At 57.2% G+C, this 24,930-nt stretch carries 21 protein-coding genes and 2 pseudogenes; 4 read left to right on the top strand and 19 right to left on the bottom strand.

The window, feature by feature from the left end; genetic code table 11:
• The first annotated feature begins 277 nt into the window (after positions 1 to 277).
• Complete coding sequence (locus AC1DIS_RS26190; RefSeq protein ID WP_173861192.1) at positions 278 to 1,756, top strand: RimK family protein; 1,479 nt, start codon at positions 278 to 280, stop codon at positions 1,754 to 1,756.
• Positions 1,757 to 1,978: 222 nt separating this feature from the next.
• Positions 1,979 to 2,974 (top strand): annotated as a pseudogene (gene ilvA, locus AC1DIS_RS26185) (threonine ammonia-lyase, biosynthetic); the annotation flags it as partial.
• Positions 2,975 to 3,004: 30 nt separating this feature from the next.
• Here ilvA and eco read toward each other — a convergent pair.
• Positions 3,005 to 3,487, bottom strand: coding sequence for a serine protease inhibitor ecotin (eco, locus tag AC1DIS_RS26180; RefSeq protein WP_477743036.1), 483 nt, complete (start codon positions 3,485 to 3,487; stop codon positions 3,005 to 3,007).
• A 390-nt stretch (positions 3,488 to 3,877) separates the two neighbouring features.
• Between eco and AC1DIS_RS26175 the strand changes: the two genes are divergently transcribed.
• A complete protein-coding gene (locus AC1DIS_RS26175) occupies positions 3,878 to 4,147 on the top strand; it encodes a DUF1652 domain-containing protein (protein WP_026286409.1) in 270 nt (89 codons plus the stop codon).
• On the opposite strand, the gene AC1DIS_RS26170 is transcribed toward AC1DIS_RS26175, so the two are convergent.
• Both AC1DIS_RS26170 and AC1DIS_RS26165 read right to left on the bottom strand, forming a co-directional pair.
• Positions 4,144 to 4,542 carry a hypothetical protein gene (locus AC1DIS_RS26170; protein WP_477781173.1) on the bottom strand — a complete coding sequence of 133 codons (399 nt, stop codon included), beginning with the start codon at positions 4,540 to 4,542 and terminating at the stop codon, positions 4,144 to 4,146. The two genes, AC1DIS_RS26175 and AC1DIS_RS26170, sit on opposite strands and share 4 nt — an antisense overlap.
• A 90-nt stretch (positions 4,543 to 4,632) precedes the next feature.
• Positions 4,633 to 4,902: a DUF2790 domain-containing protein gene (locus AC1DIS_RS26165; protein ID WP_018926051.1), complete on the bottom strand. Its 270-nt coding sequence runs from the start codon at positions 4,900 to 4,902 to the stop codon at positions 4,633 to 4,635.
• A gap of 654 nt (positions 4,903 to 5,556) precedes the next feature.
• On the opposite strand from AC1DIS_RS26165, the gene AC1DIS_RS26160 reads away from it, so the two are divergent.
• Positions 5,557 to 5,853: a hypothetical protein gene (locus tag AC1DIS_RS26160; protein WP_477743037.1), complete on the top strand. Its 297-nt coding sequence runs from the start codon at positions 5,557 to 5,559 to the stop codon at positions 5,851 to 5,853.
• 82 nt (positions 5,854 to 5,935) lie between these two features.
• On the opposite strand, the gene AC1DIS_RS26155 is transcribed toward AC1DIS_RS26160, so the two are convergent.
• The 16 genes and pseudogenes from AC1DIS_RS26155 to AC1DIS_RS26080 all read right to left on the bottom strand — a co-directional run.
• The gene (locus tag AC1DIS_RS26155) at positions 5,936 to 8,065 is read right to left on the bottom strand and encodes a lipase family protein (protein ID WP_477743038.1); all 2,130 of its coding nucleotides are present in this window, start codon (positions 8,063 to 8,065) and stop codon (positions 5,936 to 5,938) included.
• 12 nt (positions 8,066 to 8,077) lie between these two features.
• On the bottom strand, positions 8,078 to 8,872 hold the full coding sequence (locus AC1DIS_RS26150; protein ID WP_477743039.1) for a hypothetical protein: 795 nt from the start codon (positions 8,870 to 8,872) through the stop codon (positions 8,078 to 8,080).
• Between the two features lies 1 nt (position 8,873).
• Positions 8,874 to 9,713: a hypothetical protein gene (locus AC1DIS_RS26145; protein ID WP_477743040.1), complete on the bottom strand. Its 840-nt coding sequence runs from the start codon at positions 9,711 to 9,713 to the stop codon at positions 8,874 to 8,876.
• A complete protein-coding gene (locus tag AC1DIS_RS26140) occupies positions 9,682 to 10,533 on the bottom strand; it encodes a DUF4123 domain-containing protein (RefSeq protein WP_477743041.1) in 852 nt (283 codons plus the stop codon). The genes AC1DIS_RS26145 and AC1DIS_RS26140 overlap by 32 nt, the downstream gene beginning before the upstream one ends.
• Positions 10,530 to 12,602 (bottom strand): type VI secretion system Vgr family protein, encoded by a 2,073-nt coding sequence (locus AC1DIS_RS26135; RefSeq protein ID WP_477743042.1) that lies wholly within the window; start codon positions 12,600 to 12,602, stop codon positions 10,530 to 10,532. Before AC1DIS_RS26135 ends, AC1DIS_RS26140 begins: the two co-directional genes overlap by 4 nt.
• Positions 12,603 to 12,831: 229 nt before the next feature.
• Positions 12,832 to 13,563 (bottom strand): hypothetical protein, encoded by a 732-nt coding sequence (locus AC1DIS_RS26130; RefSeq protein ID WP_018926045.1) that lies wholly within the window; start codon positions 13,561 to 13,563, stop codon positions 12,832 to 12,834.
• Positions 13,564 to 13,958: 395 nt separating this feature from the next.
• On the bottom strand, positions 13,959 to 14,897 hold the full coding sequence (locus tag AC1DIS_RS26125) for a carbohydrate kinase family protein (RefSeq protein ID WP_064618063.1): 939 nt from the start codon (positions 14,895 to 14,897) through the stop codon (positions 13,959 to 13,961).
• 13 nt (positions 14,898 to 14,910) lie between these two features.
• Positions 14,911 to 16,407: a xylulokinase gene (xylB, locus tag AC1DIS_RS26120; RefSeq protein WP_477781172.1), complete on the bottom strand. Its 1,497-nt coding sequence runs from the start codon at positions 16,405 to 16,407 to the stop codon at positions 14,911 to 14,913.
• A 126-nt stretch (positions 16,408 to 16,533) separates the two neighbouring features.
• On the bottom strand, positions 16,534 to 18,009 hold the full coding sequence (locus AC1DIS_RS26115; RefSeq protein ID WP_477743044.1) for a mannitol dehydrogenase family protein: 1,476 nt from the start codon (positions 18,007 to 18,009) through the stop codon (positions 16,534 to 16,536).
• Positions 18,010 to 18,025: 16 nt separating this feature from the next.
• A complete protein-coding gene (locus AC1DIS_RS26110; RefSeq protein ID WP_138867613.1) occupies positions 18,026 to 19,129 on the bottom strand; it encodes an ABC transporter ATP-binding protein in 1,104 nt (367 codons plus the stop codon).
• A gap of 32 nt (positions 19,130 to 19,161) precedes the next feature.
• On the bottom strand, positions 19,162 to 19,992 hold the full coding sequence (locus tag AC1DIS_RS26105; RefSeq protein WP_064618055.1) for a carbohydrate ABC transporter permease: 831 nt from the start codon (positions 19,990 to 19,992) through the stop codon (positions 19,162 to 19,164).
• Positions 19,993 to 20,002: 10 nt separating this feature from the next.
• Positions 20,003 to 20,932 (bottom strand): carbohydrate ABC transporter permease, encoded by a 930-nt coding sequence (locus AC1DIS_RS26100; RefSeq protein WP_477781171.1) that lies wholly within the window; start codon positions 20,930 to 20,932, stop codon positions 20,003 to 20,005.
• 182 nt (positions 20,933 to 21,114) lie between these two features.
• Positions 21,115 to 22,425: an ABC transporter substrate-binding protein gene (locus AC1DIS_RS26095; protein ID WP_477781170.1), complete on the bottom strand. Its 1,311-nt coding sequence runs from the start codon at positions 22,423 to 22,425 to the stop codon at positions 21,115 to 21,117.
• Positions 22,426 to 22,766: 341 nt separating this feature from the next.
• A complete protein-coding gene (locus AC1DIS_RS26090; RefSeq protein ID WP_018926036.1) occupies positions 22,767 to 23,672 on the bottom strand; it encodes an AraC family transcriptional regulator in 906 nt (301 codons plus the stop codon).
• An 80-nt stretch (positions 23,673 to 23,752) separates the two neighbouring features.
• The gene (locus AC1DIS_RS26085) at positions 23,753 to 24,634 is read right to left on the bottom strand and encodes a phosphatidylinositol-specific phospholipase C domain-containing protein (RefSeq protein ID WP_477743045.1); all 882 of its coding nucleotides are present in this window, start codon (positions 24,632 to 24,634) and stop codon (positions 23,753 to 23,755) included.
• A gap of 189 nt (positions 24,635 to 24,823) precedes the next feature.
• Positions 24,824 to 24,930 (bottom strand): annotated as a pseudogene (locus AC1DIS_RS26080) (phospholipase); the annotation flags it as partial.

The raw sequence follows: 24,930 nt of genomic DNA, 5'->3' as shown, positions 1-24,930 counted from the left end.
GTGGTGAAGCATTGCTGTTCGAGTGCCAGCAGTGCTGGAAGGTCTTCAATGACCGCCAGGCGAAAAACAGGATTCATATGACCGCCGTAAAAGTTGCGTAACGAAACGGGACTTTCGAAAAAGTTCGTGCTTAATAGGAAAGGTCTTGTTCTCCAACGGATCAATCACTATGTCAGCGGTACAAGGTCATTGGCGCGAAGTATCCGAACAAACGTTGCCGACGGCAATAACTTCTGCAAACTATTTAAATGCCTCGATCAGAACTTCCAGTCCGTTGATGATAATCGTCGAACGCAAGGAAGACTGGGCCTCATACTTTCCCAGTGAAGACATCGTCACCGCCCAGGAATACCTCGAACAGACCCGTAACAACGAGCAGGGCAAACGGGTTCAGGTGATCAACCTGTGCCGCAGTTACAAGTACCTCGGGCACGGTTATTACTGCTCGCTGTTGGCCGAAGCGCGGGGGCACAAGGTGATTCCGTCGGTGCGGACCATCAGCGAGCTGACCCGAAAGTCTCTGTATGGCCTGGCCTTGGACGATCTGGATAAAACCCTGGAAAAAGCCTTAAGTCATCATGTTTACAGCGATACCGAAGGTTTCACCTTGACCCTGTACTTCGGCCAGACCTCCATCGAGCCATTACAGGAATTGGCTCGACAGTTATTCGAGGTTTTCCCTTGTCCGATATTGTTAGTTGAATTTCGTCGAACTAACGGTTGGCACATCGAAGGTGTAAAGTTCGGCACCCTGCATAAGTTGCGTGAAGATCAGGAAGATCAGTTTGCAAACGCGCTAGATAGTTTCAGTCGCAAGATCTGGCGCCTGCCACGCTCTCGGCGCTTGGCCCGTTATGACTTGGCCATTCTGCACGACCCGCAAGAAGCATTGCCGCCCTCCAACCCCAAGGCTCTGGACAACTTTGTCAGGGTCGGCAAGATGCTGGGCATCGACGTTGAGCTGATCGAACGCAAAGACTACGCCCGAATCGCCGAATACGACGGGCTGCTGATACGCGAGACGACAAGCGTCGACAACCACACCTATCGTTTCGCGAAAAAAGCCGAGAGTGAAGGCCTGGTGGTGATGGACGATCCGGCGTCGATCCTGCGCTGTACCAACAAGGTTTACCTGACTGACTTGCTCAAGAGCCATCAACTGGGCATGCCGGCCACTGAAATCCTCTACAAGGAGCGACCGGAAGACTTTGAGCGGGTAGGCGAGCGTCTGGGGTTTCCTTTGGTGTTGAAAATCCCCGACGGCTGTTTCTCAAGGGGCGTCATCAAGGTCGAAAGCCAGCAAGCCTTGCTCAAGGCCACCGCCGAACTGTTCGAACACTCGGTGTTGCTGCTGGCTCAGGAATTCTTCTACACCGAGTACGACTGGCGCATTGGTGTGCTCAACCGCAAACCAATTTTTGCCTGCCAGTACTTTATGTCCAAGGGCCACTGGCAGATCTACAACCATAAGGCCAAAGGCCAGGACATCAACGGCGAATGCCGCACCCTGGCGGTTCACGAAGCGCCGCGAGCAGTGGTTGAACTGGCGGTGAAAACCGCGAATCTCATTGGCGACGGACTCTATGGCGTCGACCTCAAACAGTCCGGCGACAAAGTGGTGGTGATCGAAGTCAACGACAACCCGAACATCGACGCCGGCATCGAAGACGCGTACCTGCAGGACGATCTGTACACGCTGGTGCTGGAAGAGTTCGTCCGGCGGCTGGAGCTCAAACGCCGTGGTCAGGCTTGGTGAGTGGCCTCAACCTACCGAGCTTGTTGAAATTTGGCCATTGACTTGCCATCAGCGTCCGGCTAATTTCCAGCCATGACTTCCACCGTATTGCGCTGCCAGCCAAGCATTATTACCGCCATTCCTTATTTGGCGGGCTAGCTCACGACTGCAGCACCCAACCCGCCCTAGAGGCGGGTTTTTAGTTTCTGTCTCTTGGGCTCCGATCAACGTCAGGAGACGACCATGAACAGCACCCCCGCCCAGCAGAGTTTGCTTGAGCATTACGTGAAAAAGATCCTCGCCGCGCCGGTCTACGAACTCGCCGTGCGCACGCCGCTGCAAGCGGCACCGGCCTTGTCCGAGGCGTTGGGTAATCAGATCCTGCTCAAGCGCGAAGACTTGCAACCGACTTTTTCCTTCAAGATCCGTGGTGCTTACAACAAGCTGGTGAACCTGAGCGATGAACAGAAGGCTCGGGGCGTGATCACCGCATCGGCAGGCAATCATGCCCAAGGCGTAGCGTTGGCGGCTCGCGAGTTGGGGATTGCCGCCACTATCGTCATGCCCTGCACAACGCCGGAATTAAAGGTGCTGGGTGTGCGCAGCCGGGGCGCCGATGCGGTGCTGCACGGCGAAAGTTTTCCGTTTGCCCTGGCCTATGCGCTGGACCTGGCACAGCAAACCGGCCGCACCTTTGTCTCGCCCTTCGACGACCCGGACGTGATCGCCGGGCAGGGCACCGTCGGCATGGAGATCCTTCGTCAGCACCAAGGGCCGCTGGATGTGATCTTTGTGCCGGTGGGCGGCGGTGGCTTGATCGCCGGTATCGCCGCGTACGTCAAATACCTGCGCCCGGAAGTGCGGATCATCGGTGTCGAATCGGAACATTCCGCCTGTTTGCAGGCGGCCTTACAGGTCGGCGAACGGGTTGTGCTGCCGACCGTTGGCACCTTCGCCGATGGTGTGGCCGTCGCTCAGATCGGCGCGCATGGTTTCGAGGTCTGCCGGTTCTGCGTCGATGAAGTGCTGACCGTCAGCAACGACGAACTCTGCGCCGCGATCAAGAATATTTACGACGATACCCGCTCGATCACCGAACCTTCCGGCGCCCTGGCCGTGGCGGGCATCAAGCAGTACGTGGCGAAAACCGGCACCCGAGGGCAGACCCTGGCGGCCATCGACTCCGGTGCGAATATCAACTTCGACAGCTTGCGTCATGTGGCCGAGCGCGCCGCATTGAGCGGCGCCCCGGCGTGAGGGATGGACCAGTTATTCCTGAACGGCGTTCTCGACGCGGCTCGACGCCGACCAGATCCGGTAGCGCACTTCGATATCACTGGGCACGTAGAGCACGATCGGCAGTTTGCTGTTGTAGCGCAGCTTGAAACCGTCACCGACCACCGGCACGAAGTCCTGTTTGTGCTTGCCGTCAGGACAGGCCATCAGGGTGCTCATCGGGCCGGTGACTTTTTCCAGCCGGTAAAACGGGTAGCCCCAGCCTTCGAGGTTCTTTTCCTCAAGCATGCCGCCTAGACGCTGACGGTTGCAGTCGACGGTCAGGGTCTTGCCGGCCAGAATTTCGACCTGGTAGGCGTCTTCCTGTTTTTGCGGGGCGAGATGAATGACCTGGCGGGTAAAGCCGCTCTCTGGTTTGGGATACGGCGCGACGTCTTCGAGTGTCGCGGCCTGGGCAACGGACGACAGAACGGTAACTATCAGCCCGACGGTCGTATTAAAGGGCAAAGCACCCATAATGCCTCCTTGCGTGTGCGTGGGGTCAGCGGATACTGAACAGATGGCCGCATTCTCACTGCCGTCCTCGGTCAATGCAAACCCGCCATCAGAGATGGGTTGCAAAATGCAGGTATTGAAAACTGACCTTTCTTGCATTTTGCATGACGCAATGTGTTGCCATCTTCTCTAAAACCTTGATTTGCCGACGAGCCGCAGGGCGAAATTCCGGGCATGTTTTATGCTGAAGCTGTCTTGAGCTGACCACGGTCCCGTTGAGTCAGCGCTGAAACAAAAAAACGGTCGGACGTTGGAACGATGAAGCCCGCAAGGAAGAAAAGAACGGGTGATCTGAGCTCCGACCGACAATTGRTTTTCGATTGGCAATCTCACAATACCGAGAGGGTGGCCATGTTTCTTTCTGCCTTGGAACTACGCAATATCGTTGAAAGCAGTTTTCTTCCGAAACGCTGCCAATGCACGCTATCTCCGGATCTGTCGATGACCGTCAAGGTGTATTCGGACAACGAGACTGACCATCTCGACCTGTGCGTCACCGGCATAGACGCCCATCGCCTCAACGGATGTCGGGAGATTAATCATCTGATCGCCGAGTTACGCACCGACCTTGAGCACAAGACCCATAGCCATTTGCCCAGCACTAAGTCGAAAGCTCATTAGCCGACTGTTTCACCCAATTCGAGCGACACGCGCCGGGTCTGGATAAACCCCAGACCCAGTGCCAATTCCACCAGGATCGCCAGTAAGATACCCGGCCCGGCATGACCATTGAGCCATTCGCCGAAGCCCAGCGCTGCCAAGCCGARACAGCCAACCATAAAGCCGCTGCATATCGCACTTCTCGCCGCCGAKGGCGGTGCCTGCCGCACGAGATAAAACATCACCCCAAGCGCACCGAACAGCACCGCACTGCGCCTGGCCACAAACCCCGCTGCGGGTGAATACTCGATACTCCAGATCGCCAGCAACCATTGCGGCATCAAACCCCACACCAGCGCCAGCAGAAAGCAAAGCGCGGCGGTGAACGTTGAAAGCGTGCGAAACGAGAACGGCATGGCGAATCCTTTCGGCGGTAGAGGGGACGCCAAAGCATAGCGTCAGAATCCCCTCAGGCCTACCGCCAAGTGCCGAATCAGAATCGTCTGTCAGCTCTGATAACTGCACGCGTCAGAAAGTTTTCGATAGGTAATTTCCGCAGGCTTGCCCGAGGTGCTATCGATGTACTTCATGTCCGCCGTGACCACTTCGCAGTCCAGCGTCGACGGTTCGGTCATGGAAATGACCTTGCCCACATTCAGCGGCATGCCGTAGTGATAAGGCACGGCCTGAGAGGACGACGTGTCGTTGGCCTGAGCGAAACCGGCGAAAGCGGTGCAGGCGAGGGCGGTGGTCATCAGCAGTGTTCGCATGTTCATGATGGGTCTCCAGTGCAGAGGGGAAGCCAGTTCGATGCAAGAGCGTCGAACCTGCCGCACTGGGCGTCAGAGGGTGCTGAGGGAGTGCGGTCCAGTAAAGTTTTGGACCATGGGGTTAAGCGATGGTTAACCGGGCTGGATGCCGCCTGTCGTAAGGTAATGCTGTTCACTTAAGCAATTTCAGCCGCAACGCATTCCTTGTAGCAGCAGCCTCGCAGGCTCGACAGCTGCTACGGCCGAACGCAGGCTTCGACAGCTGCTACAGATCGCATTGCGGCTTAAGTGAATAATGTTATCTGTGAGGAGGGTTCTGGCGGATGTTTCATGCAGGAAAAAAGCTGCGGGAGCTTCGGCGTGTTCCTACAGGCGTGGTTGCTTTGTCGTCTTTCGCCGGCCGGCTGCCAGCGTTTACTGTTTGGCGTCGCTGCAAAATCAGCGAACAGGTTTGGTCACCTGACTAACACTGCACATATATGTGCCATCATTCGCTCTGCGGACTTCTATGTCTCGTAGTGCGTTGCAATGGTGGCTGTGTGCAGGACGCTTTCGGGCGAGCCGTTTTGAGTGTTAGCGGTTGACCAAGCCTGTACACAGCCGCCTCCCATCGTTTGGTCACGGTGCTGGCGATTACTAACTAATACTCGAGTAATTACTATGCCAACGATAAATCCGTTTCCCGATCGTTACCGTTCAATCAAAAGTGGCCTTACCGACTCAAATCCCTTGGTGATCGACACAGAAGCCAATCCCCAAGACATCCTCGAATCCGCCCTCCAGCGCATCCGAGCCTCCAGCCAGCTACTTGAAACACTCCACTGCCTATGCTTCAAGCACGGTGATGTTCAGGACATCCCGCACATTACCCATGCGCTTTATTTACTGACTCAGGATGGTTACGACCTGCTGCAGGTTGCGCAGCAGCGGATGATGGGGTGGAAAGCGCCGGTCTGACGCCACAGCATGACAAACAAGCCAGCCCCTTATGGTCGCTGGCTTGTTTGCGGGATACACCGAGTCATTGCCCTTCTGAAAACTAAGCCGTCCTCAGTTCACTGCTGCTTGCCTGAGGAATCATCGCGAGCTGGACCTCAACAGTGTTTTCTTTTTTCGCCATCCAGCGATCGACGTTGTTTTTATGTTCCGGCGCCTGAGTGGCAGAGCCGTAAATGTCTTCGGGCGTCAGTTTAAGGAAGCTCAAGGCGTGCAGCCGTTGCCGGGCGGTATTCAACCGACCTATTTCCGCTCTCAGTAGACTCGCTTCTCGCTGGTTTGCCTGACGATCGTATTGGAAGGAGTTGTTCAGTTCAGCTTCCTTCGTCTTCAAACGGTCCTGCATTTCTTGCAGTTGGTAGTAGACCTGATCGTACTCAGTCTTGGTCACCACCGTGGTTCCGCTTTCCTGGGTTTGCTGCCAGCGGCGCAATGTTGCCCAGGCGTACGGAATGTAGGAGGGCACCATGAAGTGATCGCTCATGTGGAACAGTTGCTTCACAAAAGCGGCACGGTCGGGCAAGTCATCGAACTTTTTCAATGCCTTGGTGCAGGCGGCCTCTTCGATGGAGTCGCAACCTGGATCCCAGAGAACGGCGGATTGCTCACGTCCTTTAAAGTGGACGGGCATGAAGTGGTGCAAATTACCATGGTGCTCATATGGCGAACCGCCGGTTCGCGACAGGCCTATGGCGAAAATAAGTGCGCCTAAAGGGGCGGTGACAAAACTGATGATTACGCCGGGCACCCAGATACTTTTGCGAGTGTTCATCCAGGGCGCGGGAACACTTGGGATCGGGTCGTTGTTGTTAACCATGCGGTGATGGGCCAACTCTGCCGCGCCGTTGACGAAGTCAGCGTCGCCGGCTCTTGGGGAGCCGTAGGTGTAGAGAAGGACGTCGTATTTTTTACTCTTACGTCTCAGCGCTTCTGCGAGCAAAGTTGCAATGGCTCCACCAAGGCTGTGACCACAAATAATGACCTTCTGATCTACGTAGAATTGATCGAGGTAGGTCAGAACAAACTTACTCATTGCCTGATAGGCTTCGTAAAAGCCTTGGTGTGCTTTACCAACGCCGTCCTCGAATGGGACTTGCTCTGCATCGGTGTCTCGCAAGAAATCCGCACTTTCCAAGGTTCCTCGGACGGCGATCAGTATGACTTCGTCGTGGTGAGTGATGAACGCTTGGGTATCACTGCCGCCCTTGACTTTGCCATCATCGAAGAAGTGTAGTTTGGCGGGGTGCTCTTGTTTATCGCCTAAATCAGCTTTGTTTTGGTCATACAGTGTCGAGTCGAATGGCAGGATCTCGAAACGCTTCGAATAAGGTACATCTTCATAAAGCGGATAATAAGCAGTTGTTTGGTCTTTATTGACTTTCCAAGTTTCTCTGAAGCTGGCAAGGCTGTTGCCAAACATGTATCCGACGCTCGGTTCCAATGGGAACGATACAGTGTCGAAAGGCTTTTCGGCTGGTTCTTGACCAAAGTTGCTGTAACTCAAGCTGGCAAGTAAAGACAGTTGATACAAGTTCAAGGCGCTGAACGTTTTGTCTTTCGATAGCATGGGGCGGAAAGCCCGTAGCGGACGCACTTCAAGAACAGTGTGTTTGTCTGGAAGAAGAACAACGCCCCGTAATTCTGGTTTCTCCGGACCAAATCCGAGGTCACCCATTACGTTAAGGAGGTTGTAGTTTGGCGGATGCGCGCTTTTTGAAAGGGGAGGAAGATGAGCGGATTTCTCAACCAGATCTCTCACTTCGACATGAAAGAACTGGTCTGCTTTTGCTTTTGCAGGGTTGTTTTCAACTCGCAGACCGTCCTTGCGCAGGAAGCGGGTTTTTTCGGCCCGCACCTGTAATTCGGTAATTTTTAGCGGATAGCTTAGTCGTGTCATTAACCATTTATAGTCCTTTTCGTCTCCTTTATAGGCACTATCAACGGTGAGGACTACGGGCCCTTCGTAAGTGTCACAAACTTTGGCAGAGCCTTCAGAATCTAAAATTCCTTCATGAGATTGTTCGGTACTGTCCACAAGTTTGTAAGCTAAACCCGCATAAGGTTTACCATTCCCTGACTCATCCACCAGTTGAAAACTAACCCAAGTGCCCCTGAGTGGGCAGGCTTGTTTAGTGTCAGTCAGTAGTGGTTGCACTGGTTTTTTTGTCGGCATGTGTGAATTTCCTTATTCGGTACAAGCCGGATAGACGGTGCAGTCGCGCCCATCTGGCATTTTGAAAGATTTAAAGTTTGTTTTATTGTCTCCGCAGAATGCGTAGGGATCTTCAAGACTGTCACCCATGCAGCGTTTCCAGCCAGCTGGAAACTTCACCCAGTTATCACCTACGGCCGGTTTCTCCTCGCTTGAAATAGCGAAAACTACTTTTAGCGTCTTTCCAGCCAACTGAGCACGTTGCAAGGGACCTTTTGCCACTGAACCGTTTGCCTGTTCGGGAGTTGCCACCGATTTACACTTCAGAATTTTAACGATGAAACGGTCAGGCCCAACCGTGCGAAAAAACCATTCGCACTGCTTCTGTAATACCATGGGGGAGGGAGAGGTATGACTGTCTACGGTTCCATCCTGGAAGGCAATACCCGTATGATCCCTGCCTAGATCGAGGCGGGCAGCTCCATACTTTGCGTCTACCTCATAGTCAAAACTATCCAGTACCAAAGGGCAACCACCTTCCTTGCTGCTCAGTGGGACTTCGAAATGCGCCGTTTGTGCACTGTTACTTAGCTCCTGTTCAAAGAACTTTAAGCCTGGATAATTTCTGCCTTTTCGGGGAGGCACTGTGCAACTCTCTCCCGTACGAGGTACATAGGATGCTTCGCCTTTAATGCTGAAACCAGGTGGCAATTCGGTTACCAGCGTGAAGCTATCCTGTTGTGCGACTGAACATCCTGTAGCCCCGAGCGTCCCCAAGCCGATGGCCGCAGCTCGAACAAGCCCAGTGAAAAAGTCTCGAGAAAACATTTTATTGTCCTTGTTCAGTGCAGTTTGGGTAGATGGTGCAATCACGCCCATCCGGCATTTTAAAGGGCTTGAAGTCGGTAGTGTTACCGCGACAAAACGCATAAGCGTCTGCAAGGTTTTTCCCCATGCACCGCTTCCAGCCTTCGGGGAATTTAACCCATGTATCTCCCATATATGGGGTTTCTTCCTTCGCAATTGAAAAGACGACTTTTATCGTTTTTCTCGCAAACTGAGCACGTTGCATAGGACCTTTTACATCTGAGTCACTTGCCTGATCCAGCGATTCCACAGATTTACATTTCAGAATCTTAACAATGTAACGATCAGGCCCTGCAGTGCGAAACAACCATTCGCACCTCTTTTGTAATACCAAGACAGGGGGAGGGCTTGGGGCTTCTGCAGATCCATCCCGAAAGGAAATCCCCGTGAACGCCCTGCCTAAATCGAGCCGATCAGCACCGTACTTCGCGTCAACCTGATATCCGAAGTTATAAAGTACCAAGGGGCAGCCACCTTCGTTACTGTACAGTGGGACTTCAAAGTATGCTGTTTGCGCTTCGTTACTAAGCTCTTGTTTAAAATTTTTTTTTCCTGGATAGTTTCTTCCTTCCCGAACCGGGACTGTACAGCTTTCCCCCGTGCGAGGAACGTAGGAGGCTTCACCTTTAAATTTGAACCCCGGCGGCAATTCCGTCACCAGCGTAAAACTGTCAGCAGACCTAACCGAACAACCAGAAACCGCCATGACACCCGCAACAGCGAACAACCAAAGCAAACGTCCCGAAAAGGTTGCGTCAGACACCTCCACCTCACCCACGCTCTGACTGACCCAGCTGCGCATCAAACACCCGCTGACACCGCGCAAAATGTTGCTCTGGCGTCTCACCCGGCAGCGGCTGCCAAGCCACATCGTCCGCGCACTTGGGATCAAGTCTGAGGCTGAGCATGAACTCGCGCTGTTCCGGCGTGTTCCATTGCCAGGCCTCAAGCAGGTCCATCTGTTCTTCCAGCCATTCGCGGACGTTGCGGGTTTCGGAGAGTTTGGCGGCGGCCTCGATGTGGTACACCAGCAACCAGCGCTTAAGATTTTCGCGCAAGATACTGCGCGTACGTTCCGGCGAGTTTGGAATTCGCATCCACGGCGCGGGGTTTGGCACCGGGTACGTGCCGGGCCTGGCGTTATCCGCGCTTTTCCACTGCTCCTTGTCCCAATACAGCACGCTGCTGATCGGGCCCAGCAGCAAGGGGCGTTCGGCCTCGCTCAGGTTGGCGAGGCAGCGAGCAATCACGCGATTGTCCTGAAAACGGAACAACGAGCGTTCGCCGTCTTCCTCAATCACCATTCGCGCTTGCCAGTGTTGGGTCAAGCCGTCGAGGTCGGCCTTGTCCATGCTGCCGATCCAGCCCCAGTTGCGCTGTGGGTCGTCCAGCAGTTGGCGAAAGGCATCGGCGCCGGGGTTGTGCAGTTCGGTCAGCCACGGGCTGATGGCGGCGAACTCGGCGTATTGGGTGCGTCGATAGAGTTGCACCGAGCGCTGCATCAGGCCTGCGCTGTAGAGCGAGGTGACGGGGTTCGGTTCGGCGAGGCTGTCGAGGGCCAGGATCAGGACGCGATTGAGTTTTGCTTGTTCGCCAAGCCAGTTGTTCAGTGCGTCGCTCATGCTGTTGCCCCCAAATCACATTTGCCTTCACGGCAGGCTTCGCAAATCGGGCAGCGGATGTCGCCGGCAGCTCGGGCGGCTTTGGCCATGGCCATTTGCACGGCGGCCGGGACGAGCAGGGCACCGGCCTTGTCTTTGGCGGCGGCCCAGGGGATGACGGGGTCGAGAATCTGAATCCCCGTGCCCGCGCCGGGAGCGCCACCCGAGTTGACCTTCACCTCAGCCCCACTGATCGTCACACCCCCCGCATCAATCTTCACAAAGCTCCCGCCAGCCTTGGCCGTCAGCTCCATGCCACCCTCGACCACCACCTTCTCCCCGGCGTGGTAATGAATCTCCTGACCCGCCTCGACAAACTGCGCCGTGCCGATCTTCACGTGCTGGGTCACGCCCACGGTGAGGTGATCATCCGCCCGTGCTTCGGTCTTGCGGTCCAGATGGGTAATCCGGTGCTCTTCCACCTTGAACTCGCTGAACACGTTGGCTTCGATCGTGTCATGCCGTTCATTGCCGACGCGGATTTTCTGGTCGTGCTCGATGTTTTCATCCCAGTCGCGCTGGGCGTGCAGGTAGATCTGTTCCGCGCCTTTCTTGTCTTCGATGCGAAACTCGTTGTAGCCCTTGCCGCCCGGCGAGCTGAGGGTTTTGAAGGTGCTGCGGGTCTTGTTCGCCGGCAGGTCGTAGGGGACGACGTTTTCCTTGTGGTACAGGCAGCCTGTGATCAGCGGTTGGTCGGGGTCGCCCTCGAGGAAGGTGACGAGCACTTCCATGCCGACTCGTGGGATGGCGATGCCGCCGTAGGCGTTGCCGGCCCAGCCGCTGGCGACGCGTAGCCAGCAGCTGGTCTTGTCGTCGGCCTGGCCGTCGCGGTCCCAGTGGAATTGCACCTTGACCCTGCCGTATTCATCGCAGTGGATTTCTTCCCCCGGCGGGCCGGTGACGATGGCGGTCTGGCTGCCCAGCACTTGCGGTTTCGGGTGTTCCAGGGCCGGGCGGAAGTGCGCGTCCCACGGGGTGGCGAGGAAGCGGTTGCGGTAGCCCTGGTGGAAGTCGTCCTTGTTGTCGGTGACGTCGCTGGTGGTGTTCTCGCCGAGCACTTGCGGCTGTTTGCCCTCGTGGACGATTTCCAGCAGCAGCCACAGGTCGTTCCATTCGGCGCGCGGGTGTTCGCTGAGGGCCAGGAAGTGGCCGCTGACCAGGGTCGGTTCRTCGCCTTTGCCTTCGGCCAGTTGGTAGTCGCTGCGATGGCGCTCGAGGGCACGGGTTGCCAGTTGCTTGCCGCGCGCGCGGTCGGTGAAACGGCCGGGGTAGTCGTAGTCTTCGAGGTCCGGGGCGAACGCGCTTTTGGCCGCGCTTTCCGGCAGCAGCCGGGGTTTTTCGAAGTCGTAGTCGCGGCGGCTGACGCGGGTAGTGCGGGTTTCCAGGCGCAGGTTGAAGCGCTTGATCACCGGTTTTTCGGCGGCCATGCCGGAGTCCTGCTGGTAGCTCACTGGCGCCAGCTTGCGGAACACCGTCTGGTCATCGCCGAACACCAGTTTGTGGCCGCTGGTCGAGTGCTGGAAGTGGAAATGGATGCCTTCCTCTTCGCACAGGCGCTGGATGAAATGCAGGTCGGATTCGTCGTACTGCACGCAGTACACGCGCTCCGGGTAGATCGCGCCGAGCTGGAAGCTGTAGGCGTCGGCCAGAATGCCGCGGGCCTCGAGGACCTGGGCGATGATCTTCGGCACGCTGAGGTGCTGGAAAATCTGTTGGTCGTGGTTGTGGCGCAGGTAAGCCAGTTGCGGCACCAGGCTGATGCTGTAGCGGGTCAGGCTCTTGCCGGAATCGCCTTGCTCGATGCGGTACACCAGTCCGTGGATTTTGCCTTGGCCGGTGGCGCCGAAGGTCAGACAACCGGGCTTGTGCAGCAGCTCTTCGAGTTTCAGGTCGGGGCGGGTGCTGACCAGTTCGATGTCGAAACAGAACGGCTGGTTGAGGGCCTCGCGGCCGATGAAGCTGAGCACCTGAAGGTCGACGGAAACGCCTTCGAGGGTGAGGGAGATATGGATTGCGTTTGCGTCCAGCATGCCTTGAATTCCGTCCTTTGAAAAAGCAGGGGGCGGATGGTGCAGTATTAAATGGCCATGTTCAAGGCGAAAATGCCGTAGGTCAGGGGCCTGACGCTTGTAGGGCTTTCCCCTATAGCTGAGGTTTTGCACGATGAATACAGGCACTTTTCGAGGCAATTGACCGCTACGCCATATAAAAAAGAAGGCCCCACAGATGGGGCCTTCGTTTATGACTCAGCCAATAAATTCAAAGCGATTGCAGGGAAATGGTCGCGCTCTGAGAGTTTTGCTGGCTGTCAGCATCCATCCAGACCCACTGCGTACCGTCGCCTTGCAGATTATTGGAAATACTCTGAATCTGCGAGTAACTGATCTTGACGGCCCCAACTTCACTTGCAGTAGGCCCGATCGTGGTGACCTGGCCGGAGAGCAGGCCGTTCGACGTCTCATTGACGACGAACACGGTCGCTTGCGCCTCACGGAACTGGCAAGAGAGGAACTGTGTAATGGTGCTGGTGATCGTCAGGTTCATCCATTTCGATGGAGGGACCGCATAGTAGCGGGTGTACTTGTTGAACGGATGCTGCTCACCATCGGCCGGCAGCGGATAGTTGCTGAGCCCCGATGTGTTGGTCGGCATGCTGACACTTCCCAGCCAGATTTCGACCTGTGATTTACCGGCGTTGCTGGACAGTGAGACCGAAACGGTTTGAGTATCGGTGCCCGAGACAAAACCCAACGATGCCAGGCCTGCATTGGCCGTGGTGCCAGGTACCGTGATCGGTACGGGCGGCTGGCTGTTGCTCCAGTTCACGGAGACAGTCGAGTTGTTGTCATTTTGCGCGGAGTTGTAGATAAAGATCCCATACAGCTGGCCTGGGCTAAGCGCGGTACAGGTGGCTGTATCACCTGCGGTGAGCGTAATGCGTTGTCCGCCGTTCCAGTTAATTTGGGCAGCTGAGATAGCGACACTTTCCATGTTGGAGTTCCTTTTCCTGTTGTGGTGGTATAAGGATTCGCACAGCAATTGTCCTTACCTGCGCCGTGCGTGGAAAAGATACTAGTTGAAGGCATGTAGCGGTCAAGTAACTAACTGGTTGTAGTTGGCTGCATATGATTATTTTTTGGAATAGTTGCAAGTATAAATCGCTATAAATTTTCTCGGGCATAAAAAATATAAAGCTGTCAATGACCGCTTATCTTTTGTACGGGTTTTATTTTTTAAATTGCAATAAGACTATATCTAAAAAATATAATGGGAGAAAAGATGTAGCGCTCAATGAAGAAAGATATGCAAGCTGTCTTTTATTCAAGTCCTGCGGCAGGCCCTGAAATCAGGACCTGCCATAGTAGAGGAGGTATGGGGTGTGTATTTCAGCTCAACTGCCGCCGATACGGCAAATCCGGCCCGGTCTTGCTGCAGGTCAACGCGGCGGCGCTCACCGCAAACCTGAGCATCCCGTCAATCTGCTCACGGCTCAGCCGCTGCACACCCGCAACCGAATCCAGCTGCTGCTCGGTCAGCCAGGTAATCAGCGCCGCCTGGAAGGTATCGCCAGCCCCAACGGTGTCGGCAATCTTCACCGAACAGGCCGGCACCGACCATGTGCCATGAGCCCGGCTGAACACTGTCGCCCCCTGACCGCCACGGGTCAGGAACACCAACTGACAACGATGCTCCAGCCAGCCTTCGATCACGCGCTGCGGATCCTGCTCGGGATACAACAGGCTCAAATCTTCGTCGCTGACCTTGATCAGGTCGGCAAGCTCCACCAGGGTGGCGATCCGTGAACGCCACAACTCGATGTTCGGCTCGGGATTCAGGCGCACGTTCGGGTCGAGGCTGATCAGGCGTTTGCCACTTTCGCGCTGCACCAGCGCCAGCAAGGTATCGGCAACCGGTTGCACCACCAGCGAGAACGAGCCGATGTGCAAGCCGCGCACTTCAGGCCCCAGTTGCGGCAGATGCGCAAGGCTCAACTGCCGATCCGCGCAGCCTTCGCCGCGAAAGCTGTAGTGGGGTGAGCCATTGGCACCGACCGCGACCATCGCCAGCGTGGTCGGCGCGGCGAAGTCCACGAGGTAATCCGGGCGCACGCCTTCATCCTGCAGCACTTGCTGCAAGCGGCGGCCGAGGTAGTCGGTCGACAGTCCGGCAAACAGCGCGGCATCCACGCCCAAGCGGCGCAACCCCACTGCAACGTTGAACGGCGAGCCGCCGGCAATTGCCTTGAAATTCACTTTGGATGCCAGGCCGCTGGCATCGTCTTCGCTGAAGAAATCGAATAGCGCTTCACCACACACCAGATACATAGTTGCTCGCTCTTTAAAGGGTTGCGACATGCTGTTGATAGCGTTCGTAGGCCTGCTGACAGGCCTGTACATTTTCTGCAATCGGCAGGGTTTCACTGGCCAGGTCGAGCTTCACGCAGCGCTCGCACAAGTCCGCCAGGCTGTCTTCGTGGCCGTTTGCCCAAGACTTGCACCACGCCGCCTGAATCGCTGCGCCAAGCGCCGCGGCCTCGCTCTGTTCGGTACAAATCACTGGCGTATTCATGATGTCGGCGACGATTTGCCGCCACACCGGGCTCTTCGAGCCGCCGCCGGTCAGGCAGATGCTGCGGCTTTGTAAGCCATTGTGGCGCAGCAGGTCCAGCCCGTAACGCAAACCGAAGGTGGTGCCTTCCACCACGGCGCGGCACAGGTTGGCCCGGGTCAGGTTGGTCATGGTCAACCCCAGCAGGCTGCCGCTGGCATGGGGCAGGGCGGGAACGCGTTCGCCATTGAGGAACGGCAGCATGYACACGCCTTCAGCACCAATCGGCGCGTGTTCGACCAAGGCGTTGAACTGCTCGATATCCAGTTCGAACAACTCGCGAATCGCGCCGGTGGCATTGGTCAGGTTCATGGTGCAAATCAGCGGCAGCCAGCCGCCGCTGGAGGAACAGAACGTCGCCACCGAGGCGTCCGGACTGACGTGCGCCTGCTCGGCATAGGCGTAGACCGTCCCCGAAGAGCCGAGGCTCATGGTGATCGCGCCGGGCTTGATGTTGCCGGTGCCGATCGCGCCCATCATGTTGTCGCCACCGCCGCTGGAGACCAGGGCCTTGGGGTTGATGCCCAGATGCTCGGCGATGCCCGGCAGGATCGTACCGACCGGCTGGTGGGCATCGATCAGCTCCGGGAGCGCGGCTTGCAGGCGCCCGCTGGGGTCGATGTCGCGCAGCAGTTGCAAGTCCCACTGGCGCGTACGTACGTTGAAATAGCCGGTGCCCGACGCATCGCCGTACTCGCTGCAACTGCGACCGGTGAGCCAATAGTTGAGGTAGTCATGGGGCAGCAGGATACGGGCGATGCGGGCGAAAATTTCCGGGTGTTGTTCTTTGGTCCAGAGCAGCTTGGACACGGTGTAGCCCGGCGCGATAACGATGCCGAGGCGCTCCAGGGAGCCTTTTTCACCGCCCAGATGAGCCAGTAGACGACCATTCTCCGGGGTGGATTCGGTATCGCACCAGAGCTTGGCCGGGCGCAGTACCTGGCCGTGATCGTCGAGCAGCACCAGACCATGCTGCTGGCCGGAAACGCCGATGCCGAGGATGGCCTGACCATCGACATCCGCGGCGAGCAACGCGCGACGGGTGGCCTGGGTAAAGGCTTCCAGCCACTGGGCAGTGTCTTGCTCGCGACGGCCATTGGGGCCGCTGATGAGGCTGTGGACAGCAGCGCCCTGACCGAGGACCTGACCGCTGTGTGCGTCGAGGATCACGGCTTTGGTGCCTTGGGTGCCGCAGTCGATGCCCAGGAATAGTTGTTGGTTTGCCATGGAAACACCCTACCGAAGATTGTTCCCACGTTCTGCGTGGGAATGCATCAATGGACGCTCTGCGTCCGCTTCTGGATGGGACGCGGAGCGTCCCGGGCTGCATTCCCACGCAGAGCGTGGGAATAATCAGACGGCCAGCACTCGTTCGAGCGTCTGCGTCACGCCAACTTCCCGCAAGCTGTTACAGCACCACTCGAACGCCGCGACGAACTCTGGCGAACGCGGAATCGCCGTGCCGAAAATCTCCTCAACCTCCAGCAGCCGCTGGGTGATCAATGCATCATCGGCCACCAGCGCCTGACAGAACGCCGCCCGCGGATCCGGAATTGCATAGGTCTGACCGTTCTCATCCACGCCTTTGAGGTACAGCGCCCAGGCCGCCACCACCAGCGCCGCACGTTTGGTCTCGCGGCCGTCGGCGATCAAGCGGTTGAGGGTCGGCACGGTGAATTTCGGAAACTTCGATGAGCCGTCCGAACACACCCGCTCCAGTTGATCGGCAATCGCCTGATTGGAGAAGCGCGCCACCAGGGTGTTTTTGTACTCGGTCAAATCGATGCCCGGCACCGGCGCCAGTTGCGGCGTCACGTCCAGGTCCATGTAGGCGCGCATGTAGCGCACGAACAGCGGGTCGTTCATGGTTTCGTGAACGAAGCGGTAACCCTTCAAAAAACCCAGATAAGTCAGGGCCAGGTGACTGCCGTTGAGCAGTTTGATCTTCATCTCTTCGTAAGGCGTGACGTCGTCGGTGAACTGCACGCCGACTTTTTCCCAGGCCGGGCGACCGTTGACGAATTTATCTTCCAGCACCCACTGCACAAACGGTTCGCAGACCACTGGCCAGGCGTCGTCAATGCTGTGTTTGTCGTGCAATTGCAGGCGATGCTGGATGCTGGTCATCGGCGTGATGCGGTCGACCATGGCGTTGGGGAAGCTGACGTTGCGCTCGATCCAGTCGCGCAGGTCGGCATCGCGCAGGGCGGCGAATGCGAGCAAGGCTTTGCGGGTCACCGCGCCGTTGTGCGGCAGGTTATCGCAGGACATCAGCGTGAACGCGGGCGTGCCGGCGGCACGCCGTTTGGCCAGCGCGGCGCAGAGGAAGCCGAACACGGTTTTCGGCGTGTTCGGATTGCTCAGGTCGTGCTGGATCTGTGGCAGATGCGTCATGAACTCGCCGTTGCTGTCGTCGATGCAGTAGCCGCCCTCGGTGATGGTCAGCGAGACGATGCGGATCTCGGGGCTGGCCAGTTTATCGATCAGCGCCTCGGCGCCGTCTTCGGCCAGCAGCATGTCGCGGATCGCGCCGATGACTCGCACTTCGGTGTCGTCGGTATCGCCGAGTTCAAACAAGGTGAACAGGTAATCCTGTTCTTTGAGATCGTCCCGGGCACGACGGTCTTCGGTGCGCAGGCCGACCCCGCAGATGGCCCAGTCCAGTGCTTCGCCGGTGTTCATCAAGGCGTCGGTGTAGTACGCCTGATGTGCGCGGTGGAAACCGCCGACGCCAATGTGCGCGATGCCCTGGCGAGTGTCGCTCAGGGTGTAGGCGGGCAGGGCCACCTTGGGGGCGAGGCGGTTGAGGTTGGATTTATTCAGTTTCATCGCATGTTCTCTGAGATCAGGCTGCGGCGCGCAGTGGACGGGTCAGCGCCACGCCGTCGGCATCGAATAAATGGCAGTGCTCGGCGTCCAGGTGCAGGCTCAGGGTTTCGCCATAACGGCTGGCCAGATCGCCGCGAACGCGCATGGTCAACGCTTCGCCGGACGACGTCAGCACATGGCAGAAGGTGTCGCTGCCCAAACGTTCGCTGACATCGGCGGTGACTTGCAACGTGCAGTCGCCAGGTTGTGCCAGCTCCAGGTGTTCCGGGCGTATGCCCAGGGTCACCGCGCCGCCGACGCTCAGGTTGGCCGCGCTCAGCGGCAGAGTGATGCGGGTGCCGGCGTCCAGCAGCACTTCGCAGCCCCGGCTTTCAATACGGGTGACTTTGCCTTTGAGGAAGCCCATTTTCGGTGTGCCGAGAAAACCTGCGACAAACAGGTTGGCCGGCTGGTGATACAGGTCCAGTGGCGAACCGACCTGCTCGATCTTGCCGCCGTTGAGCACGACGACTTTGTCGGCCATGGTCATGGCTTCGACCTGATCGTGGGTCACGTAGATCATGGTGGCTTGCAGTTCTTTGTGCAGGCGCAACAGTTCCAGGCGCATTTGCACCCGCAGGGCGGCGTCGAGGTTGGACAGCGGTTCGTCGAACAGGAAAATTTTCGGGTTACGCACGATGGCCCGGCCGATCGCTACGCGCTGACGCTGACCGCCGGACAGCTGTTTCGGTTTACGTTCGAGCATCGGCCCGAGCTCCAGAATGCGCGCTGCTTCGCCGACCTTCTTCTCGACTTCGGCTTTCGCTACACCGGCCAGGTCGAGGGCGAACGACATGTTTTTACGCACGCTCATGTGCGGGTACAGGGCGTAGGTCTGGAACACCATCGCCAGGTCGCGCTTGGCCGGGCTGACTTCGGTGATGTCGCGGCCATCGAGCTCGATGGTGCCGCCGCTGACTTCTTCAAGGCCGGCGATCAGCCGCAGCAGGGTGGACTTGCCGCAACCCGACGGGCCGACGAACACCACGAATTCCTTGTCGTTCACTTCCAGGTCGATGCCTTTGATAATAGAAAAACCTTCGAAGCCTTTTTGCAGATTTTTGATTTTCAGGTTGGCCATGATGGCGCTCCGTTATGTTTATTCTTTGAGGGCTATTTCACGGCGCCAAACGACAGGCCGCGGACCAGCTGTTTCTGGCTGATCCAGCCGAAGATCAGTATCGGCGCGCAAGCCAGGGTCGACACCGCCGACAACTTGGCCCAGAACAAACCTTCGGGGCTTGAGTAAGAGGCGATCAGTGCGGTCAGTGGCGCGGCTTTGGACGAGGTCAGGTTCAGCGACCAGAACGCCTCGTTCCAGCACAGGATCAGCGACAGCAACACCGTGGAAGCCAAGCCACCCTTGGCGATCGGCAGCAGCACCCGGACCATTTCCTGCCACAGGGTGGCGCCGTCCAGGCGTGCGGCTTCGAGGATGTCCTTGGGGATGTCTTTGAAGTAGGTGTAAACCATCCAGACCACGATCGGCAGGTTGATCAGCGTGTAGATCACGATCAGCGCGATTCGCGTATCCAGCAGGCCAAAGCTCTTGGCCAACAGGTAGATAGGCATCAGCACGCCCACTGGCGGCAGCATCTTGGTGGAGAGCATCCACAGCAACGTGCCTTTGGTGCGCTGGGTTTCGTAGAACGCCATGGAATAGGCGGCCGGCACCGCGATCAGCAGGCACAAAGCGGTGGCGCTGAAGGAAATCACCACCGAGTTCCAGGCGAAGCTGAAGTAATCGCTACGCTCGTTGATGTGCAGGTAGTTCGAAAGCGTCGGCGTGAAGATGAACTGCGGTGGCGTGGCGAAGGCGTCGATTTCGGTCTTGAAACTGGTCAGCACCATCCAGAAGATCGGGAAGAAAATCACGATCGCGATGGCCCAGGCCAGGGTGCCGAGCAGCAGGCTTTGCAGACGACGGGATTGTTGAAGAGTCATGGCGCGGGCCTCAGGCTTTGTCTGTCAGGTTTTTGCCGATCATGMGCACCAGCACGATGGCCGCGATGTTGGCAATCACCACCGCGATCAAACCACCGGCGGAGGCCATGCCGACGTCGAACTGCACCAGCGCCTGGTTGTAGATCAGGTAGGCGAGGTTGGTCGAGGCGTAACCGGGGCCACCGTTGGTGGTGGTGAAGATTTCGGCGAACACCGACAGCAGGAAGATGGTTTCGATCATCACCACCACCGCAATTGGCCGGGCCAGGTGCGGCAAGGTCAGGTGCCAGAAAATCGCGATCGGGCCRGCACCGTCCAGGCGCGCGGCTTCCTTTTGTTCCTGGTCGAGGGACTGCATGGCAGTCATCAGGATCAGGATCGCGAAGGGCAACCATTGCCAGGACACAATGATGATGATCGACAGCAGCGGGTAGTGCGCCAGCCAGTCCACCGGCTGCGCGCCGAACAGCTTCCAGATGTAGGCGAGAATTCCCGAGACCGGGTGAAAGATCAGGTTCTTCCAGATCAGTGCACCGACGGTGGGCATGATGAAGAACGGCGAGATCAACATCACTCGCACGATGCCGCGACCGAGAAACTCACTGGCCTCCAGCAAAGCGCTGATCAACACGCCGAACACCACGCTGATCAGCAACACACTGCCCACCAGCAACAGGGTATTGGTGGCGCCGGGCAGGAAACCCGAATCGCTCAGGAAGTAGCTGAAGTTCTCCAGCCCCACGAATTCGTTTTCGCCGGGGTAGAGCAGGTTGTAGCGGATCATCGAAAAGTAAATGGTCATGCCCAACGGCACGATCATCCACAGCAGCAGCAACGCCACCGAGGGGCTGACCAGAAACCAGCCGGGGTTGGTCAACCGGCTTTTACGCACCGGTTGCGGGATGTCCATGTGAGCTTTGACAGTGGTTGAAGTATTCATGGCGATCAGAACCGATTGGGAACAGACAAATGAAGATCAACTGTAGGGGCGAGGCTTGTGTGGTGAGGGAGCTTGCTCCCGCTGGGTCGCGAAGCGGCCCCAAAAGCTTTGCGACTGCTGCGCAGTCGAACGGGAGCAAGCTCCCTCGCCACACAAGCCGACCCCTACATGGGGGGCGCTGGTTATTTGGGATAACCGGCGCGCYTCATCTCACGTTCGGTGGTTGACTGGGCGGCGGTCAGGGCCTGGTCGACCGTGGTCTGGCCGATCAACGCGGCCGAGAACAGCTTGCCGACCTGGGTGCCCACGGCCTGGAATTCAGGAATGGTCACCAGCTGGATGCCAATGTAGGGCACGGGCTTGAGGGACGGTTGGCTCGGGTCCGCGGCTTTCAGCGATTCCAGCGTCACCTTGGCGAACGGCGCGGCATTCATGTAAGCCTCGGTGTAGGTCGAAGCGCGAGTGCCTGGTGGCACGTTGGCGATGCCGTCTTTTTCCGCGACCAGGGCTCCGTACTCCTTGGACGTGGCCCAGGCGCTGAAGGTTTTCGCCGCTTCCTTGGCCTTGGAACTGGTGGGGATAGCCAGTGCCCACGAATACAGCCAGGCCGAACCTTTGTCGGTGACCTGATGCGGTGCGTAAGTAAAGCCGACGTGGTCGCTGACTTTGCTCTGGGTTTTGTCGGTCACGAACGAGCCGGCCACACTGGCATCGACCCAGATCGCGCATTTGCCGCTGTTGAACAGCGCCAGGTTCTCATTGAAACCGTTGCTCGATGCGCCGGGCGGGCCGGACTTTTTCATGGTGTCGACGTAGAAATTCAGTGCATTTTTCCACTCAGCACCGGTGAATTCCGGCTGCCATTTCTCATCGAACCAGCGCGCGCCATAGGCGTTGGCGACAGTGGTGATCAGCGCCATGTTTTCGCCCCAGCCAGCCTTGCCACGCAGGCAGATGCCGTACTGTTCTTTATCTTTATGGGTGAGTTTGCTGGCGAATTCGCCGATCTGTTCCCAGGTCGGGCGTTCCGGCATGGTCAGCCCGGCGTCCTTGAACAGGTCGGTGCGGTAATAGGTGATGGAGCTTTCAGCGTAGAACGGCAGGGCATAGAGCGAGCCCTTGACCGAAAGACCTTCACGCACCGAAGGGAAAACGTCGTCGAGGGCGTAGTTGGCCGGCAAGTCCTTCATCGGTTCCAGCCAACCCTTGGCACCCCAGAGTGCGGCTTCGTACATGCCGATGGTCAACACATCAAACTGCCCGCCCTGGGTGGCGATGTCGGTGGTCAGGCGTTGGCGCAGGACGTTTTCTTCAAGCACCACCCAATTGAGTTTGATGTCCGGATGCTCGGCTTCGAAGGTTTTCGAGAGCTTTTGCATGCGGATCATGTCGCTGTTGTTGACGGTGGCGATGGTCAGGGTCTGAGCGCCGAGGCTGACGCTGCTGAGGGTCATGCAGGTGAGGGCAAGCAGAGCTTTTACCGAAGGTTGCATCGTGCACTCCTTTTCTGCACCCGGGGGTTACAGAAGGACAGTTATTGTTTTTGTGTCTTCCTGCGGAGGGAAGAATGTGCAGCGATTACAGCCTTCAATTGACAGGCTGACAAATCATCCATCGCACTGTGATCGATACTTTTTTGCACTGGGAAGTCAGGGGCTGGTGTCGCTGCATGCCGCGCTGTAGCAGCTGCCGTCAGGCTGCGTTCGAGGGCGAAGCCCTCGCCGGGTCCGAAGCTGCGGCGATACAGAAGAGGTGGAGTGGCCGGGTTTGCGACTGCTGCGCGGCCGAACGCAGCCTTCGGCAGCTGCTACAGGGATCCGTGGTACAGGATAAGTCAGTGCTGATTCTGCTCAGTCAACCGTTGCACCGCCAGCCGCCGGTAGTGCGACGGCGTCATGCCCTTGAGTTGCTGAAAACGCCGGTTGAAGTTGGAAATGTTGTTGAAGCCCGACTCGAAACACACATCGGTCACCGTTTTGTCGCCATCGGCCAGCAGCTCGCAGGATTTGCTGATGCGCAGGCGATTGACGAACTCGATGAAGCAGCGTCCGGTGGCCTGTTTGAACACTCGGCTGAAGTAGGTCGGCTTCAGACCCAGATGCTCGGCCACCTCTTCCAGCGTTAAATCCCTGGCGTAATGGGCAAAGATGTAATCCACCGCCCGGTTGGTACGGTCGATATTGTGTTCATCGGCCAATTGCGGCGTTGTGGCACCGGACAGCAACTGGTAGTCATCGGACGCCGCCAGCAACTCCAGCAGAATGAAAAAATGCCCGAGCCGGGTCATGCCTTGGGTGTCGGCGATGCGCTGCATCAAGGTCATGGCCTGGCGTATGGTGCGCTTGCAGCGAAACTCGATGCCGTACTGCGCGCGCTCCAGCAAGGGCGCAATTGTCTTGAGTTCAGCGAATACCTGATGGCCACTTTCGAACAGCTCGTCAGTGAAATTGACCAGCATGTCGCGCTCGGGCACCACTTCGTCTTCGGCCACCTGGCTGATCCAGTTGTGGGGCAGGTTGGGGCCGGTCAGGAACAGTGTTTCCGGGTAGAAGTTACCGATGTAGTCACCGATGAACACCTTGCCGGAGCTGGCGATGATCAAGTGCAGTTCGTATTCCTTGTGGAAATGCCAGCGCACCAGGGGGCAGGGGAATCCGTGTTGGCGATAGATGATGGACAACCCGTTGTGGTCGTCCATCAATTCGTAGGAAGGATCGGTGACTCTGGCTGTTCGGGTCATGTCAGGGCGCTTTGATTGTTATCGCCCCTTGATCATGCCTCTTTCGGGATGCCTAAGGCCAGCTTGCAACGCGACTGTGCTCAGGCGGGGGCATGCAACGCATCACCGTATACCGCTTTCATGCTGGTGGCACTCCAGCAGTAACGAACGATTTCGGATTCATCGAAAAAGTCGGTATTAATGATGCTGCAGCGCGTCACCCAGTCCCGGGTGGGATTGAACCAGTTATTGATGTGGTTTTTGATGTCTTGAGGCCCTCCCAGAAACGCGTAGCTGGTGGCCGATAACGACCATAAAAATGTTTCGTATGGCGCGTCTTTGAGTGTGTTGGAAATATGGGTTTTCAAATCCTCGGTGTCGGTAAACCGCTTGTTGATCCACTTGTGTGCAATACGCGGCCAGAAATAATTCTCATCCAGTTCCCGCCGTACGGGCGCCGCTAATATCACCCGGCGCAGAGCACTGATCCGCTTGAGCTCGCCGATCGTTTTTGTGGCGTTGTCGGGCGGTATCACTCGCTGTCCGAGTTGGCTGACCAGAAGCTCATTGAGTTTCTGATAGTCAAAGCGATTGTTACCGTCCCCTAGCTGATGAAAGTCCAAAACCACGAATTCATCCGGGTTTCGGTCCAGGAAAGATGAAACTGCGCTGATGAGTTCATCGAGAACCCGATGTGACTGATATCCATGGTGATGGAAATAGAAAATCGACTGCTCAGCCCCCTCGGTATAGCCCAAGCGGATATCGAATGCCCGTGCGCCATTGGACAATTGCCATGCAAATGAACCGTTTTGACATGTCGTCCAGTTGCCGACGACCACCTCATAATTAGGCGCCTGTTTATCCATGCCGGCGTTATGGGCGCCGGGCCAGATAACATCAGTCAGTTTTATACGATCGATGTCGAGGGCATTACTCATCCATTTTTGTTTATCCAGCGTGATTACTGCGTTATGGGTCATGACAGTTCCTTGTCGTAGACTCGTCCCTTCCATGGAGGGGACGAGGTCCACGTTTAGGGTGTGGCTGCGTGCCATACCTCTATTGCTCGCCTGCGTAGAAAGGCTYTCATGACCCAGCATAGAAGCGCGCGACTGCATCGCCAGTCACGGAAATACTTGCATAAGAATTAATCCTTTAATGGCTCTGCGCTAGTTGGCGCGCTTGGCCGCTTTACTCAGGTTTGCGGTCAGGCAATACGAAACGATGTTGCTTTCTTCAATGAAGTCGACATTGATAATGTTGCACCGTGTTGCCC

The sequence above is a fragment of the Pseudomonas sp. 05N433 genome, assembly GCF_056396925.1.
Note: the sequence above shows the minus strand (reverse complement) of the source record. Positions and strands in the feature narration are given on the sequence as shown.